The sequence below is a fragment of the Rugosimonospora acidiphila genome (genome assembly GCF_039543385.1).
Classification (GTDB): Bacteria; Actinomycetota; Actinomycetes; order Mycobacteriales; family Micromonosporaceae; genus Rugosimonospora; species Rugosimonospora acidiphila.
Genome location: NZ_BAABJQ010000016.1, coordinates 97668 through 113781 on the forward strand (window position 1 = coordinate 97668; position 16114 = coordinate 113781).

Genomic DNA, 16114 nt, shown 5'->3' on the forward strand with positions numbered 1-16114 from the left:
GCCGGAATCCGGGGCGCGCCAAAGGGTTCGACCAACCTCGCGGCCGGACCGCCGGGCCGCCCGCCCGGTCACCGGTAACGGCGCGCCCGGTCGGTCGCGAAATGCCCGGCCGGGCGAGGGCCACGCCGGACGGGGGCCACGCCGGACGAGGGCCGTGCCGCGCCGGGTCCTGGACGGACGATCAATGTGGACGGGCAGTCAATGTGGACGGGCAGTCAATGTGGACGGGCGATCCCCTCGACGGGTCGTCACCCGCGTATCGACCGGCCATTCCGATCGGCCGACGCGGTGTGACGGATGAGACGTGCGTGGCGCCGGACACATCGCCCGAACCCGCTTTCCGATCCACGACGATGCCCTTAAATGGCCCTTCACGGGGAAATGTGGGAAAAGGCAACCAACGGAAGATGAACTTTGCCGCGCCGACCACCGTGCCACCGGCCCGCTGCATCATTCTGGGACGGCCGGAAGCGGCCGGCGATCTCCGCCCGGGCAGCGGCGGAGGGGGAGATGGCGCGCCGCGCCTTCGCCCTGGTGGGTAGGGTCGGCAATGACAGCTCTAGAGCGACACTTTATTGGGGGAACGGCCGCCGTGACCGACAGTAAACTCGACTGGTCTGACCTCGACCGCCGCGCGGTCGACACCGTCCGGGCGCTTGCCATGGATGCCGTGGAGCAGGCCGGCAACGGCCATCCCGGCACCGCCATGAGCCTGGCCCCCGCGGCCTACCTGCTGTTCCAGAAGATCATGCGACATGATCCGACCGATCCGCAGTGGCCCGGTCGGGACCGGTTCGTGCTGTCCGCCGGGCACAGCAGCCTCACCCTGTACATTCAGCTGTACCTGGCAGGCTACGGGCTCGCGATCGAGGATCTGAAGTCGCTGCGGCAGTGGGGGTCGCTGACCCCCGGCCACCCCGAGCACGGACACACCGCCGGTGTGGAGACCACCACCGGCCCGCTCGGCCAGGGCCTGGGCAACGCGGTCGGGATGGCCATGGCCGCCCGCCGGGAGCACGGCCTGTTCGCCCCCGACGAGGGTCCGCGGGACAGCCCGTTCGACCACTTCGTCTACGTCATCTGCTCCGACGGTGACATCGAAGAGGGCATCAGCCACGAGGTGAGCGCGCTGGCCGCCCACCAGAAGCTGGGCAACCTGGTCGTCATCTACGACGACAACGACATCTCGATCGAAGACGACACCAACGTGGCCAAGTCCGAGGACGTGGCCGCCCGGTACGAGGCGTACGGCTTCCACGTCCAGCACGTCGACTTCCGCACCGCGGACGGGTACCACGAGGACTTCGAGGCGCTGTACAACGCCATCGTCGCCGCGAAGGCGGAGACCGACCGGCCGTCGTTCATCAACCTGCGCACCATCATCGGCTGGCCCGCGCCGAACAAGCAGAACACCGGCAAGGCGCACGGCTCCGCGCTGGGCTCCGACGAGGTGGCCGCCACCAAGACGGTCATGGGCATGGACCCGGGCAAGACCTTCCAGGTCGACGAGGACGTGCTCGCGCACACCCGCGAGGCGGTCGCCCGCGGCGCGCAGTGGCGCGAGGAGTGGCAGGGCCGGTTCGACACCTGGGCGCAGACCAACCCGGCCGGCAAGGAGCTGTTCGACCGGCTGGCGGCCCGCTCGCTCCCGGCGGGCTGGACCGACGCGCTGCCCGTGTTCCCGGCCAGCGAGAAGGGCATGGCCACCCGCAAGGCCTCCGGCGAGGTGCTGACCGCCCTGGCGCCGGTGCTGCCGGAGCTGTGGGGCGGCTCGGCCGACCTGGCGGAGAGCAACAACACCACCATGGAGGGTGAGCCGTCGTTCCTCCCTCCGGAGCACGGGACCAAGGCGTTCCCGGGCGGCTGGTACGGGCGGACCCTGCACTTCGGCATCCGCGAGCACGGCATGGGCTCGATCCTCAACGGCATCGTGCTGCACGGAGGTACCCGCCCCTACGGCGGCACCTTCCTGGTCTTCAGCGACTACATGCGCCCGGCGGTCCGGCTGGCCGCGCTGATGAAGCTGCCGGTCGTCTACGTCTGGACGCACGACTCCATCGGCCTGGGCGAGGACGGCCCCACCCACCAGCCGATCGAGCACCTCACCGCGCTGCGCGCGATCCCGGGGCTGGACGTGGTGCGCCCGGCCGACGCCAACGAGACCGCCTGGGCCTGGCGGATGGCGCTGGAGCACACCGACCGGCCGACCGCGTTCGCGCTGACCCGGCAGAACCTGCCCACGCTGGACCGCACCAAGCTGGCCGGGGCCGACGGCGTGGCGCACGGCGGTTACATCCTGGCGGAGGCGGGTAACGGGCAACCAGAGGTGATCCTCATTGCCACCGGTTCGGAGGTTTCCCTGGCGCTGACGGCGCGGGACCGGCTGGAGGAGGCCGGCACCCCGACGCGGGTGGTCTCCATGCCCTGCCGGGAGTGGTTCGACGACCAGGACGCGGCGTACCGCGAGCAGGTGCTGCCGACGGGCGTCAAGGCCCGGGTGAGCGTGGAGGCCGGGATCGCGATGTCCTGGCGGGACCTGGTGGGCGATTGCGGCGAGTGCGTCTCGATCGAGCACTACGGTGCCAGCGCGCCCTACCAGGTGCTGTTCGAGCAGTTCGGATTCACGGCCGACCGGGTGGTAGCGGCGGCTCGCGCCGCGCTGTCTCGGGTCGGTTCACTCAAGGGTTCCACCACGGGTAACTGAGGGAGAAACACGATGACTGACCGGCTTGCCGAGCTTTCCGCCGCGGGTGTGGCGGTGTGGCTTGACGACATTTCCCGGCAGCGGCTGAGCAGCGGCGGCCTGGACGCCCTGCGCCGCCAGCAGCACGTGGTGGGCGTGACGAGTAACCCGACCATCTTCGCCAAGGCGCTGGCCGAGGCCGCCGACTACGCGGAGCAGGTCAAGGACCTGGCCCTGCGGGGAGTTACCGTCGAGGAAGCTACCCGGATGATCACCACTCGCGACGTCCGCTGGGCGTGCGACGTGATGCGCCCGGCGTTCGACGCCTCGCACGGCGTGGACGGGCGGGTCTCGATCGAGGTCGACCCCCGGCTCGCCCACGAGACGGCCAAGACGGTCGCCGAGGCCAAGCAGCTGTGGTGGCTCATTGACCGGCCCAACCTGTACATCAAGATCCCGGCCACCGAGGCCGGGCTGCCGGCGATCACCGCGACGCTGGCCGAGGGGATCAGCGTGAACGTCACGCTGATCTTCGCGCTGGAGCGCTACGACCAGGTCATGGATGCCTTCCTGGCCGGCCTGGAGCAGGCCAAGGCCAACGGCCACGACCTGTCCAAGATCGGCTCGGTGGCCAGCTTCTTCGTCTCCCGGGTGGACACCGAGGTAGACAAGCGGCTGGACAAGATCGGCACGCCGGAGGCGCAGGCGCTGCACGGCAAGGCCGCGATCGCCAACGCGCAGCTGGCCTACCAGCACTACGAGAAGGTGTTCGGCGGCGAGCGGTGGCAGGCGCTGGCCGGCGCCGGGGCGCAGCCGCAGCGGCCGCTGTGGGCCTCGACGTCCACGAAGAACCCGGAGTACCGCGACGTCATGTACGTCGAGCAGCTGATCGCCCCCGGCATCGTGAACACCATGCCGGAGTCGACCATCCACGCGTTCGCCGACCACGGCGAGGTGCCCGGCGACACCGTGACCGGCTCGTACGCGCAGGCCCAGCAGGTGCTCAACGACCTGGCGGCCATCGGCGTCGAGTACAAGGACGTGGTGGACGCGCTGGAGCGCGACGGCGTGGAGAAGTTCGAGCAGAGCTGGAACGAACTGCTCGCCTCGATGACCGAGCAGCTGAAGAGCACCAACGGCGGTTCGGCCCGTCCGGAGGACGCGCGATGAGCGAGCGTAGCGAGCGAATCACGCAGCACAGTCCGGTCGTGCCTCATCGCGCCGCCGAGCGGAGCGAGGTGGCGCGATGACCGACGCATCCAACCAGGGCGGGCTGCTCGACGGGGTCGAGGCCGCGGCCGGGATCTCGGTATCCGGCGCCGCCTCGGTGCCGGGAGCGGCCGACGACCGGGCCCAGCTGGTCCAGGCCGGAGTGCCGGGCCTGCTGGCGGCCAAGGACCCCACGCTGTGGGGCCCGGACGCCGAGTCCGAGGCGAAGATCCGGCTGGGCTGGGTGGACACCTTCCGGCGCAGCCGGGACCTGCTGCCCGAGCTGGCCCAGCTGCGCGAGGAGCTGGCCGACCTGACCCACGTGGTACTGGCCGGGATGGGCGGGTCGTCGCTGGCGCCCGAGGTCATCGCGCAGACCCTGGGTCGGCCGCTGACCGTGCTGGACACCACCGATCCGGGTCAGGTGCGCGCCGCGCTCGGCGACCGCCTGGCCCAGACCCTGATCGTCATCTCCAGCAAGTCCGGCGGGACCGTCGAGACCGACAGTCACCGGCGCGCGTACTGGCAGGCGTTCAAGGACTCCGGGCTGGACGAGGCCGAGATCGGGCGGCACTTCGTGATCGTCACCGACCCGGGCTCGCCGCTGGAGACCGTCGCCACCGAGATGGGGGCCGCGCTGCTGCTGGCCGACCCCGACGTCGGTGGCCGGTACTCGGCGCTGACCGCGTTCGGGCTGGTGCCCACCGCGCTGGCCGGGGTGGACGTCGCCGAGCTGCTCGACCAGGCCGAGGCGCTGCTTCCCGCGCTGGGCCAGGACTCGGACAACCCCGGGTTGGCGCTGGGCGTTGCGCTGGGTGCCGCGGCGAAGAACGACGGTCGGGACAAGGTGGCCCTGATCGACGACGGCACCGGCATCCAGGGGCTGGGCGACTGGGCGGAGCAGCTGCTCGCCGAGTCGACCGGCAAGCTGGGCACCGGCATCCTGCCGGTGGTGGTCGAGTCCCCGGACGCCCCCGGCGCCTCGGGCGAGGACGTGCTGAGCGTCTGCCTGGGCGGCGCGCTGGCGCCCGGCACGGTGCCCGGTGGCGGCATCCAGCCGCACGCCGCGGTCAACGGCCCGCTCGGCGCGCAGTTCCTCACCTGGGAGTACGCGACCGCGATCGCCGGACGGATCATCGGTATCAACCCGTTCGACCAGCCCAACGTCACCGAGTCCAAGGACAACACGAAGCACATCCTGGAAAGCGGCCTGCCCGACGAGGGGCCGTCGGTGACCGACGGCGCGATCCAGATCTTCGGTGACGTGGCGACCACCGTGACCGAGGCCCTGCGCGACCTGGTCAACGGCATCGACACCGCCGGGTACCTGGCCGTCATGGCCTACCTGGACCGGCATGTCGACGCCGACGCCGCGAAGCTGCGGGCGCTGCTGGCCCGGGCCGGCCAGGAACGGCCGGTCACCTTCGGGTGGGGGCCCCGGTTCCTGCACTCGACCGGCCAGTACCACAAGGGCGGCCCGCAGGTCGGCTCTTACCTTCAGATCACCGGCGTGGTCAACGAGGACCTGCCCGTACCCGGCCAGCCCTACACCTTCGGCACGCTGCAGGCCGCCCAGGCCGCCGGCGACCGGAAGGCGCTGGCCGACCGGGGTCGTCCGGTGCTCCACCTGCACCTGATCGATCGCGCGGCCGGCATCGCCCAGTTGCTGGCCGCCGCGAAGGATTTGAAGTGAGAATGCGAAGCCAGCAGACCATGACCGCGATTGCGCGGCGACCGATGACCGTACAGGAGCGGCCGTGACTGCCAATCCGTTGCGGGATGCCCAGGACCGGCGGCTGCCGAGGATCCCGGAGCCGTGTGCTCTGGTGATCTTCGGCGTCACCGGGGACCTGGCCCGCAAGAAGTTGATCCCCGCGGTGTACGACCTGGCCAACCGCGGCATGCTGCCCTCCGGCTTCGTGGTCCTGGGGTTCGCCCGCCGCGACTGGGGCGACGGCGACTTCGAGGCCCTGGCCCGCAAGGCCGCCCAGGATCACGCCCGCACCCCGTGGCGGGAGGAGGTCTGGTCGCGGCTGGCCGGCAACATCAAGTTCGTTCCGGGCTCGTTCGACGACGACGAGGCCTTCGACACCCTGGCGCGTACCCTCGATGAGCTGCGCGACAGTCACGGCATCCACGGCAACGCCGCGTTCTATCTGTCGATCCCGCCGACCGCGTTCCCCATCGTGCTCAAGCAGATGGGGCGCACCCGGATGGCCGACAACGAGGCGGCCGGCGGCTGGCGGCGCGTGGTGGTGGAGAAGCCGTTCGGCACCGACCTGCAGTCGGCCAAGCAGCTCAACGAGCTGGTCGACGAGGTCTACACCGCCGACGACGTGTTCCGTATCGACCACTACCTGGGCAAGGAGACGGTCCAGAACATCCTGGCGCTGCGCTTCGCCAACGCCCTGTTCGAGCCGACCTGGAACTCCAAGTACGTGGACTCGGTGCAGATCACCATGGCCGAGGACGTGGGCATCGGCAGCCGGGCGGGGTTCTACGACGCCACCGGTACCGCCCGCGACGTGCTGCAGAACCACCTGCTGCAGTTGCTGGCCATGGTTGCCATGGAGGAGCCGACCAGCTTCGACGCGGCCGAGATCCGCACCGAGAAGCTGAAGGTGCTGCGGGCCATCTCGTTGCCCAAGGACATCAACGCCGACACCGTGCGCGGCCAGTACCTGTCCGGCTGGGTGGCCGGCGAGCGGGCCGTGAGCTACCGCGAGGAGCAGGGCGTCCCGCAGGACTCCACCACGGAGACGTACGTGGCGGTCAAGCTGGGCATCCAGAACCGTCGCTGGGCCGGCGTGCCGTTCTACATCCGGGCCGGCAAGCGGCTGCCCCGGCGGGTCACCGAGATCGCCGTGCTGTTCAAGCAGGCCCCGCACCTGCCGTTCCACCCCGCCGACGTGGAGATGCTCGGCAACAACCAGTTGGTCATCCGGGTGCAGCCGGACGAGGGCGTGACGCTCAAGTTCGGTTCGAAGGTGCCGGGTACGGCCATGGAGGTCCGCGACATCACCATGGACTTCCAGTACGGCGAGGCGTTCACCGACTCCTCCCCCGAGGCGTACGAGCGGCTCATCCTCGACGTGCTGATCGGCGACCGCACCCTGTTCCCGGACGCCGCCGAGGTGGAGGCCAGCTGGCGGGTGGTCGACCCGCTGGAGGCGGCGTGGACCGGCACCAAGCCGGAGACCTACCGGGCCGGTGAGTGGGGCCCGAGGTTGGCAGACGACCTGCTGGCACGGGACGGTCGGCAATGGCGGCGAGCGTGAGCGGGTGGCGGCGGGCCACCGGGCACCAGGGGCCCGGGGCTCACGCCGCCGGTGAGCGCGGCACAGCGACGTCGGGGGCAGTGAAGTGGAGAGCAGCGTGATCGGTCTGTGGGACACCACCGGCAATGAGGTGGTCAAGGCGCTGGCCGCGGAGCGGCGCAGCGCTGGCGGCGTGACCAGCGGGCTGGCCCTGACCCTGGTCGCCGTGGTGGACGAGAAGCGGGTACGGGAGGCCGAGGCGGCATCGACCATCGCCGCCGCGGCCCACCCGTGCCGGCTGCTGATCGTGGTACGCAGCGACGTGACCCGCGACGTCAACCGGCTGGACGCCGAGATCGTGGTCGGCGGCCGGCTCGGCCCGTGCGAGGCCGTGGTGATGCGCATGTACGGCCGGCTCGCGCTGCACGCCGAGTCGGTGGTGATGCCGCTGCTGGCCCCGGACGTACCGGTGGTCACCTGGTGGCACGACCAGCCGCCGGAGCGCATCGCGCACGACTTCCTCGGCGTGGTGGGCGACCGGCGGGTCACCGACGCCGCCCAGGCCGTCGACCCGGTCGCCGCGCTGCGGCAGCGGGCGGTCGACTACGCCCCCGGCGACACCGACCTGGCGTGGACCCGCATCACCCCGTGGCGCACGCTCGTGGCCAGCGCGTTCGACACGGTCGACGCCCGGGTCACGGAGGCCACCGTGGTGGCGCCGCAGCACGACCCGACCGGCGCGCTGATGTGCGGCTGGCTGGCCGCGCGGCTGCGCATCCGGCCGACGCTGGAACCGACCGACCAGTACCCGCGGATGCGCGCCGTGGAGCTGAAGTGCGCCAACGGTGACACGCTGCGACTGACCCGGGAGGACAACACGGCGATCTTCAGCCGTACCGGGCAGGTCGACCGCCAGCTGCCGCTGGTGCGCCGCCCGCTCGGCGACGAGCTGGCCGAGGAACTGCGCCGGCTGGACGCCGACCAGATCTACTCCGAGGCGCTGTCCGCCCTGTCCGGCATCCCGGACCTCGACCGGCGCAGCCCGCACCGGCAGCACATCTGGCGCGACCCGGCCCTGGTTGGGCGGCAGAGCGCGGCGTCGGCGTCTCCCGAACCCGCGGGGACGCCTTCGTGAGCGAGGCCAGCGTCATCGTCCACGCCGACCCCGAGTTGCTGGCCCCCGCCGTCGCGGCGCGGCTGGTGATCCGCCTCATCGACGCCCAGGCGACCCGTGGGGTCGCCTCGGTCGTGCTGACCGGTGGCCGGATCGCCTCCGCCGTGTATTCGGCGGTGGCCACCAGCCCGGGACGCGACGCGGTGGACTGGTCGCGGGTGGACTTCTGGTGGGGTGACGAGCGGTTCCTGCCCGCCGGGGACCCGCAGCGCAACGACACCCAGGCGCGGGCGGCCCTGCTCGACTCGCTGCCGCTGGACCCGGAGCGGGTCCACGCCATGCCGGCCTCCGACGGGCCGGACGGCGACGATCCCGAGGCCGCGGCCGCCCGGTACGCGCGGGTGCTGCACGAGGTCGCGCGGCCCGGCAGCGAGGCGCTGCCGCGCTTCGACGTGCTCATGCTGGGGGTCGGCGAGGAGGGGCACGTCGCCTCGGTGTTCCCCGAGAGCCCCGCGGCCCGCGAGACCCGGCCGGTGACGGCGGTGTTGGGCAGCCCCAAGCCGCCGCCGACCCGGATCAGCCTGACCCTTCCGGCCATCAACACGGCCGAAGAGGTGTGGTTGGTGGCCACCGGAGCGGACAAGGCCGGCGCGGTCGGAATGGCGCTGTCGGAGTCCGGACCGGCGCGGGTACCGGCGGGCGGGGTACGCGGCGTCGGCCGCACGCTCTGGCTGCTCGACGGTGCCGCGGCCGCCCAGGTGCCGCAGCGGATGCGCAGTCCGCGCTGACGGCTTCCACGGCGCTGCCGGGCTGATCGCCACTGAACGACTCAGCCCGGCTGCGCCGGCAGCCGTACTTGCTGCCGGCGCGGCCGGGAGTGATTGCCACTCAATGATTCAGCCCGGCAGCGCCGGCAGCCGTACTTGCTGCCGGCGCGGCCGGGAGTGATTGCCACTCAATGACTCAGCCCGGCAGCGCCGGCAGCCGGTCCAGCTCGATGCCGAAGTACGTCCGGTAGGCGTCGCGAATCTCGGCGTCAGTCGAGAGCCTTCGCTCGTCACGCACGCCGCCGGTGGTGGTGATCAGCCGGTTCCCGGACAGCGTGACGCGCCCCGCCGGGGTCGGCAGCGAGCACGTCACGGACCTGGTGAAGTGCGAGTCCGGCGAGGTCTGCTGCCACCAGCAGGTCGGTACGAAGTCGGTCAGCGCGTAGGCCCGGGTGTCGAGCCGGTACTGGGGGACGCCGTTCATCGACACGTCGATGCCGTCCGGCCCCGACACCACCCGGAACACGCCCTCGGGGTCGTACTGCTCGGCGTCGGTGTCGAGGCGCAGCGGCTCCGCGGAGAACCGCCCGAAGCCGACGTCGACCAGCCACGGCCCATCCGCCTCGACGCGCAGCGCCAGATGGTCCAGGGGCGGTCCGTAGCCCCCGTCGCCGTGGGTCCGGGCGGACAGCAACTCGACGCGGTAGCCGAGGGCGCTGAGCCCAGCGGCGAACAGGCCGTTGAGTTCGTAGCAGAAGCCGCCCCGGCGCCGGTTCACTACCTTGTCGAACAGCGCATCCTCGCTGAGCACGACCGGCTCGCCGAGATGGATGGAGAGATTCTCGAACGGTACGGCGGCCAGATGAGCCCGTTGCAGCGCCCGCAGCGTGGCTGGGTCCGGGGTGGAGAACTCGGCCCCGATCCTCGCCAGATACCGCTTCGTGTCCACGTCGTCCCTCCGTCGCCTCGCCCCGATCCAGTCGGAGCCCCGATCCGGTCGGATCGGCGGCCGGGAGGGGCTACTCCTCGCCCCGACGCTGGCGCAGGTTGCGCAGCGCCTCCGCGAGGATCGCGGCGCCCTCGGCCTCGGTGCGCCGCTCCTTCACGTAGGCCAGGTGGCTCTTGTAGGGCTCGGCGCGCGGGGCGCCCGGCGGGTGCAGCCGATCCTGGCCGGCCGGCTGCCCGCAGCGCGGGCACTCCCAGGTTGGCGGGGCGGTCACCTCGGCGGCGAACAGGGGCGCGACACGATGCCCGTTCGCACACCAGTAGCTGACCGTCCGGCTGGGGGCCGGCTCACAGCGTTCATCGGCACGAATCGGTCCGGAACCGACCCGTATGCCCCGGATAGCGTTGCCACTTGCCACGACTGTCGGCTCCTCGTCGTTCTCGGCGCAACGTGCTTTGGCTGCAGCTGATGGTGGGCCGAACGTGGTGGTCAACCCGGTTGATCAACTGGCCGCTCTCAGCACCACCCGGCATCCGGGTCGCGCACCGTGCCCGAGTGTAGGACGAAAAGTGCTGATCAGGAACCGTTCATTGCGATTCGGAGCCAGAGGCCAATCCCGACAATGCAGGCGAACCAGATAATCCCGACGAGAATGGTGTAACGGTCGAGGTTCTTCTCGGCGACCGAGGAACCGGCCAGACTCGAGGAGACGCCACCCCCGAACATGCTCGACAGGCCACCGCCCTTACCGCGGTGCAGCAGGATCAGCAAAGTGAGCAGCACGCTGGTGATCACGAGAATAGCGATCAGCGTATACGCGAACCACGTCATGGCGGTGCTCAGTCCTCTCGGGGAGGCTGCCGGCTCTCGGCAACCCCACAACAATAGCGGGCTCCGGCTCGCGGCCGGAGCCCGCTATCGACTGTTCAGTTTTCGTTGTACCGGACGATCCTGACGAATTCCTCGGCGTCCAGGCTCGCCCCGCCGATCAGTGCGCCGTCGACGTCGGGCCCCGCCATGATCGCGGCGATATTCGACGACTTCACCGAGCCGCCGTACAACAGCCGGATCCGCTCGGCGGTCGGGCCCCCGAAGTTCTCGGCGATGCGCTGGCGGACACCGCCGACGACCTCCTGGGCGTCATCGGGCGTAGCGGTCTTGCCGGTACCGATCGCCCAGATCGGCTCGTACGCGATCACAATCTTCTCGATCTGCTCGGCGCTCAGCCCGATCAGGGCCGCGTCGAGCTGGTCGATGCAGTGGCGCATGTGGCCGCCGGCCTCGCGGACGTCGAGCCCCTCGCCCACGCACAGGATGGGCACGATGTCGTGCGCCAGGGCCGCCTTGACCTTCGCCGCCACCAGGGCATCGTCCTCGTGGTGGTACGCCCGGCGCTCCGAGTGCCCCACCACCACGTACTGGCAGCCGAGCTTGGCGAGCATCGGGCCGGACACGTCCCCGGTATACGCCCCGCTGGGGAACGGCGACAGGTCCTGCGCGCCGTAGCCGAGCAGCAGCTTGTCCCCGTCGATCAGCGTCTGCACACTGCGCAGGTCGATGAACGGCGGCAGCACCACCACCTCGACCTCGCTGAGCAGCTTCTCCGGCAGGCTGAACGCCAGCTTCTGGGTCAGCGCGATGGCCTCGAGGTGGTTGAGGTTCATCTTCCAGTTGCCGGCCATCAGCGGCCGCCGTGCCTGCTTGGCGGCCACCCTCAGCCCTCCAATGCGGCGACGCCGGGAAGGCTCTTGCCCTCCAGGTACTCCAGGGACGCACCGCCACCCGTCGAGATGTGGGTGAATCCGTCCTCGGGCAGCCCGAGGCTGCGCACCGCGGCGGCCGAGTCGCCGCCACCGACCACGGTGAAGCCGTCCACCTTGGTGATCGCCTCGGCCACCCCGCGGGTACCCGCGGCGAACGGCGCCAGCTCGAACACGCCCATCGGCCCGTTCCAGAACACCGTCCGGGCACCGGCGATCGCCTCAGCGAACGCGGTCACGCTGTCCGGGCCGATGTCCAGGCCCAGCCACCCGTCCGGAATGGCGCTGTCCTCGACCGTGCGCACCTGCGCGTCGGCGGCGAACCGGTCGGCGGCCACGATGTCCGTGGGCAGCTTGATCTTCCCGGCGAACCGCTCCAGCAGATCCCGGCAGGTCTGCACCATGTCGTCCTCGAGCAGCGACTTGCCCACCTCGTAGCCCAGGGCCTTGAGGAAGGTGAAGCACATGCCGCCGCCGATGAGCAGCTCGTCGACCTTGGGCGCGAGCGCCTCAATGACGGCCAGCTTGTCGGAGACCTTGCTGCCGCCCAGCACCACGACGTAGGGCCGCTGCGGCTCGCCGGTCAGCTTGCCGAGCACCTCCAGCTCCCGCAGCACCAGGCCGCCCGCGTAGTGCCGCAGCAGCTTCGCCACGTCGTACACGCTGGCGTGCTTGCGGTGCACCGCGCCGAACGCGTCGTCGACGTACACCTCGCCGAACGCGGCCAGCTCCCGCGCGAAGGCGGTCCGCTCGGCCTCGTCCTTGCTGGTCTCCCCCGGGTTGAACCGCAGGTTCTCCAGCAGCGCGAGCTGGCCGTCGGCCAGGCCCGCCACGATGCCCTTGGCCGAGGGGCCCACGGTGTCGTCGGCGAAGGCGACCTCGCCGCCGATCAGCTCACCCAGCCGCCGGGCCACCGGGGCCAGGCTGTACTTGGGCTCCGGCGCGCCCTTGGGACGCCCCAGGTGGGACATGACGGTGACCCGGGCGCCGGCGCCGAGCAGCGCGGAAAGCGTCGGCAGCACGGCCCGGATCCGGCCGTCGTCGGTGATCCGGTCCCCGTCGAGGGGGACGTTCAGGTCGGCGCGCACCAGGACGCGCCGGCCCGAAACTCCCTCGCTCAGCAGAGCGTCGAGCGTGTTCACAGGCTCGAACCCACCAGCGCGACCAGGTCGACCAGCCGGTTGGAGTAGCCCCACTCGTTGTCGTACCAGCCGACGACCTTGACCTGGTTGCCGATCACCTTGGTCAGGCCGGAGTCGAAGATGCACGACGCCGGGTCGGTGACGATGTCGCTGGACACGATCGGGTCCTCGGTGTAGACGAGGATGCCCTTGAGCGCGCCCTCGGCGGCGGCCCGCATGGTCGCGTTGACCTCCTCGACGCTGGTCTCCCGGCCGGCCGTGAAGGTCAGGTCGGTCGCCGAACCGGTCGGCACCGGCACCCGCAGCGCGTACCCGTCGAGCTTGCCCTTGAGGTCCGGCAGCACCAGGCCGATCGCCTTGGCGGCACCGGTCGAGGTCGGCACGATGTTCAGCGCGGCGGCGCGGGCGCGGCGCAGGTCCTTGTGCGGCCCGTCCTGCAGGTTCTGGTCCTGCGTGTACGCGTGGATCGTGGTCATCAGGCCACGCTCGATGGTGAAGGTGTCGTGGAGCACCTTGGCCATCGGGGCCAGGCAGTTGGTGGTGCACGACGCGTTGGAGATGACCGTGTGCTTGGCCGGGTCGTAGCTGCCCTCGTTGACGCCCATCACGATGGTGACGTCCTCGTTCTTGGCCGGCGCGGAGATGATCACCTTCTTGGCGCCGTTGGCCACGTGCACCTTGGCCTTCTCGGCGTCGGTGAACAGGCCGGTCGACTCGACCACGATGTCCGCGCCCAGGTCGCCCCAGGGCAGCTTGCCCGGGTCGCGCTCGGCGAGCGCCTTGAACGTGTGCCCACCGACAGTGATCTCGTCGGCGCTGGCCTTGACCTCGTGGCCCAGCCGACCAAGGATGCTGTCGTACTTCAGCAGGTGCGCGAGGGTCGCATTGTCGGTGAGGTCGTTGACACCCACCAGCTCAATGTCGGCGCCCCGCTGCAGGGCTGCCCGGAAGAAGTTACGGCCGATACGGCCAAAGCCGTTGATGCCAACCCGGATGGTCACAGGACACATCTCCTTGCCGCAGTTGTTATGGTTGGTCCGCCTTCGCGCACCCGGCGACGCTGCCGGTCCTGCCCTCGGTACGGCGCGTCGGCTCCGTCGCCGAACAAGGACGACCATACCGAATTAGCGGTGCTGGTCCGTATCCGGGGAGCGCGGCGAGGCCGGCTCGTCGCGCGGGAGAACACCCCCTGACGCCCCCGCTGGCCAGCCCTTTCTCGGAAGGTTCCCGGGCAGGCGTCGCGGGGAGCGTGGGGCGAGGGATCAGCTGGCGAGCATCTCCGGCGTGACCGCGGCCTCGGTGTCCGGTACGCCCAGATCACGGGCCCGCTTGTCGGCCAGGGCCAGCAGCCGCCGGATCCGCCCGGCGATGGCGTCCTTGGTCAGCGGCGGATCGGCCAGCGCGCCCAACTCTTCCAGCGACGCCTGGCGGTGCTCCAACCGCAGCCTGCCGGCGCTGGTCAGATGGTTGGGCGCGTCCTCGGCGAGGATCTCCAGCGCCCGGGTGACCCGGGCCGCCGCGGCCACCGCCGCGCGCGCCGAACGCCGCAGGTTCGCGTCGTCGAAGTTCGCCAGCCGGTTGGCGGTCGCCCGCACCTCGCGGCGTACCCGCCGCTCCTCCCACGCCAGCACGCTGGCGTGCGCACCGATCCGGGTCAGCATCTGGGCGATCGCGTCGCCGTCCTTGACCACTACCCGGTCGACCCCGCGCACCTCGCGGGGCTTGGCCGCGATGCCGAGGCGGCGGGCCGCGCCGACCAGCGCCAGCGCCGACTCCGGCCCCGGGCAGGTGATCTCCAGCGCGCACGACCGGCCCGGTTCGGTCAGCGATCCGTGCGCCATGAACGCACCGCGCCAGGCCGCCGCCGCGCAGCACACGTTGGCCGACACGACATGGGGCGGCAGGCCGCGCACCGGTCGGCCGCGCACGTCCAGCAGCCCGGTCTGGCGGGCCAGGGCCTCGCCGTCCTTGACCACCCGCACGATGTAGTGGCTGCCCTTGCGCAGGCCACCCGACGCGAGCACGTGAATCTCGCTCGGGTACCCGTACACCTCGGCGATCTCCCGCCGCAGCCGGCGGGCCACCGCGCCGGTGTCCAGCTCAGCCTCGACCACCACCCGCCCGGAGACGATGTGCAACCCACCCGCGAACCGCAGCAGGGCGGCCATCTCGGCCCGCCGGCAGCACGGCTTGGGAACGTCCACCCGGCTGAGTTCGTCCTTGACCGCAGCCGTCATCGCCATCGTCTGGTCACCTCACGCCCACCCCAACTTTGTTTCACCTTGCGGTCCCCAACACTGGTGACAGGGCCACCGCGAGCGCGGACGGATCATGTCGCGGGCACCCGGAATCGACCGCTACCGGAGCCAGGACAAGGCGCGCACCCAGCGATTCTGCCGCACGCTGCACTGGTTCGGGGTCACCTACAGCTTTCCCATCCGCAAGAACTACATCTGCCGTCAGGCCCGGCAGGTAACGGGTCAACGCGTGGAGATGGTCGGGTACCGGCAGGCTGGCGGTCTCCTTTTCCGCGGCGAGGTTGAGCGTCACGACCCGGCGGGCCGGGCTGGCCAGGATCGCCGCCGCCAGCTCGGGTACCAGCAGGTGCGGGATCACCGAGGTGTACCAGGATCCGGGGCCGAAGATCAGCCAGTCGGCGGCCTCGACCGCGCGCACCGCCTCGGCGCATGCCGGTGGCGAGGGAGGCAGGATCCTGACCACCTCAACGTGACCCGGTGTAATCGCCACCTCATGCTGCCCGCGCACCGACTCGACCACGCCGGACGCGTGGCGCACCTCGGCCTCGATCTCCACCGGTACCCGCGACATGGGCAGCACCCGGCCGGCCGAGTGCAGCAGGGCTGCGGCGTGGTCCAATGCCGCCACGGCGTCCCCGTGCAGCTCCATCAGCCCGCACAGCACCAGATTCCCGACCGTGTGCCCACCCAGCGGATCGGCTCCGTCGAACCGGTACTGGAACAGGTCGGCGGTGCCCGCCGACAGCGGATCGGAGCCGGCCAGCGCGGCGAGGGCCTGACGCAGGTCGCCCGGCGGCAGCACGCCCCGATCGGCGCGCAGCCGCCCGCTGGAGCCACCGTCGTCACCGACCGTGACCACCGCGGTGATTTCCAGGTCCGGTACGCGGCGCAGCGCGCGCAGTGAGACGGACAGCCCGTGACCGCCGCCGAAGGCCACCACCCTCATCGGCGCCCACATCCCGCCGCCCGGCGCCACCG

The 16114-nt window shown here is 71.1% G+C and carries 14 protein-coding genes; 6 read left to right on the top strand and 8 right to left on the bottom strand.

The annotated features are described in order from the left end of the window. Positions 1–550: 550 nt before the first annotated feature. From tkt to pgl, 6 genes are all read left to right on the top strand, one after another. Entirely contained in the window at positions 551–2704 is a 2154-nt protein-coding gene (tkt, locus tag ABEA87_RS24950; protein WP_425570948.1) for a transketolase, read from the top strand. A gap of 12 nt (positions 2705–2716) precedes the next feature. Continuing rightward, complete coding sequence (gene tal, locus ABEA87_RS24955) at positions 2717–3853, top strand: transaldolase (RefSeq protein ID WP_345633390.1); 1137 nt, start codon at positions 2717–2719, stop codon at positions 3851–3853. Positions 3854–3929: 76 nt separating this feature from the next. Continuing rightward, positions 3930–5585 carry a glucose-6-phosphate isomerase gene (locus ABEA87_RS24960; RefSeq protein ID WP_345633392.1) on the top strand — a complete coding sequence of 552 codons (1656 nt, stop codon included), beginning with the start codon at positions 3930–3932 and terminating at the stop codon, positions 5583–5585. A 64-nt stretch (positions 5586–5649) separates the two neighbouring features. Next, on the top strand, positions 5650–7170 hold the full coding sequence (gene zwf / locus ABEA87_RS24965; RefSeq protein WP_345633394.1) for a glucose-6-phosphate dehydrogenase: 1521 nt from the start codon (positions 5650–5652) through the stop codon (positions 7168–7170). 97 nt (positions 7171–7267) lie between these two features. Continuing rightward, on the top strand, positions 7268–8284 hold the full coding sequence (locus ABEA87_RS24970) for a glucose-6-phosphate dehydrogenase assembly protein OpcA (protein ID WP_345633395.1): 1017 nt from the start codon (positions 7268–7270) through the stop codon (positions 8282–8284). Continuing rightward, positions 8281–9051: a 6-phosphogluconolactonase gene (gene pgl / locus ABEA87_RS24975; RefSeq protein ID WP_345633397.1), complete on the top strand. Its 771-nt coding sequence runs from the start codon at positions 8281–8283 to the stop codon at positions 9049–9051. Before ABEA87_RS24970 ends, pgl begins: the two co-directional genes overlap by 4 nt. Positions 9052–9226: 175 nt before the next feature. Here the strand turns inward: pgl and ABEA87_RS24980 are convergent, their stop codons facing one another. The 8 genes from ABEA87_RS24980 to ABEA87_RS25015 form a co-directional block, all read right to left on the bottom strand. Continuing rightward, positions 9227–9979, bottom strand: a complete 753-nt coding sequence (locus tag ABEA87_RS24980; RefSeq protein WP_345633399.1) for an arylamine N-acetyltransferase family protein — start codon at positions 9977–9979, stop codon at positions 9227–9229. A 70-nt stretch (positions 9980–10049) separates the two neighbouring features. Continuing rightward, complete coding sequence (locus tag ABEA87_RS24985) at positions 10050–10394, bottom strand: RNA polymerase-binding protein RbpA (protein ID WP_345633400.1); 345 nt, start codon at positions 10392–10394, stop codon at positions 10050–10052. 158 nt (positions 10395–10552) lie between these two features. Next, positions 10553–10807, bottom strand: a complete 255-nt coding sequence (secG, locus tag ABEA87_RS24990) for a preprotein translocase subunit SecG (protein ID WP_345633402.1) — start codon at positions 10805–10807, stop codon at positions 10553–10555. Between the two features lie 95 nt (positions 10808–10902). Then, entirely contained in the window at positions 10903–11658 is a 756-nt protein-coding gene (gene tpiA / locus ABEA87_RS24995; protein ID WP_345633609.1) for a triose-phosphate isomerase, read from the bottom strand. A 32-nt stretch (positions 11659–11690) separates the two neighbouring features. Next, complete coding sequence (locus tag ABEA87_RS25000; RefSeq protein ID WP_345633404.1) at positions 11691–12878, bottom strand: phosphoglycerate kinase; 1188 nt, start codon at positions 12876–12878, stop codon at positions 11691–11693. Beyond that, positions 12875–13879 (bottom strand): type I glyceraldehyde-3-phosphate dehydrogenase, encoded by a 1005-nt coding sequence (gene gap, locus ABEA87_RS25005; RefSeq protein WP_345633406.1) that lies wholly within the window; start codon positions 13877–13879, stop codon positions 12875–12877. Before gap ends, ABEA87_RS25000 begins: the two co-directional genes overlap by 4 nt. 261 nt (positions 13880–14140) lie before the next feature. Beyond that, complete coding sequence (whiA, locus tag ABEA87_RS25010; protein ID WP_345633408.1) at positions 14141–15121, bottom strand: DNA-binding protein WhiA; 981 nt, start codon at positions 15119–15121, stop codon at positions 14141–14143. A 34-nt stretch (positions 15122–15155) separates the two neighbouring features. Next, a complete protein-coding gene (locus ABEA87_RS25015; RefSeq protein ID WP_345633409.1) occupies positions 15156–16082 on the bottom strand; it encodes a gluconeogenesis factor YvcK family protein in 927 nt (308 codons plus the stop codon). Positions 16083–16114: the final 32 nt, after the last annotated feature.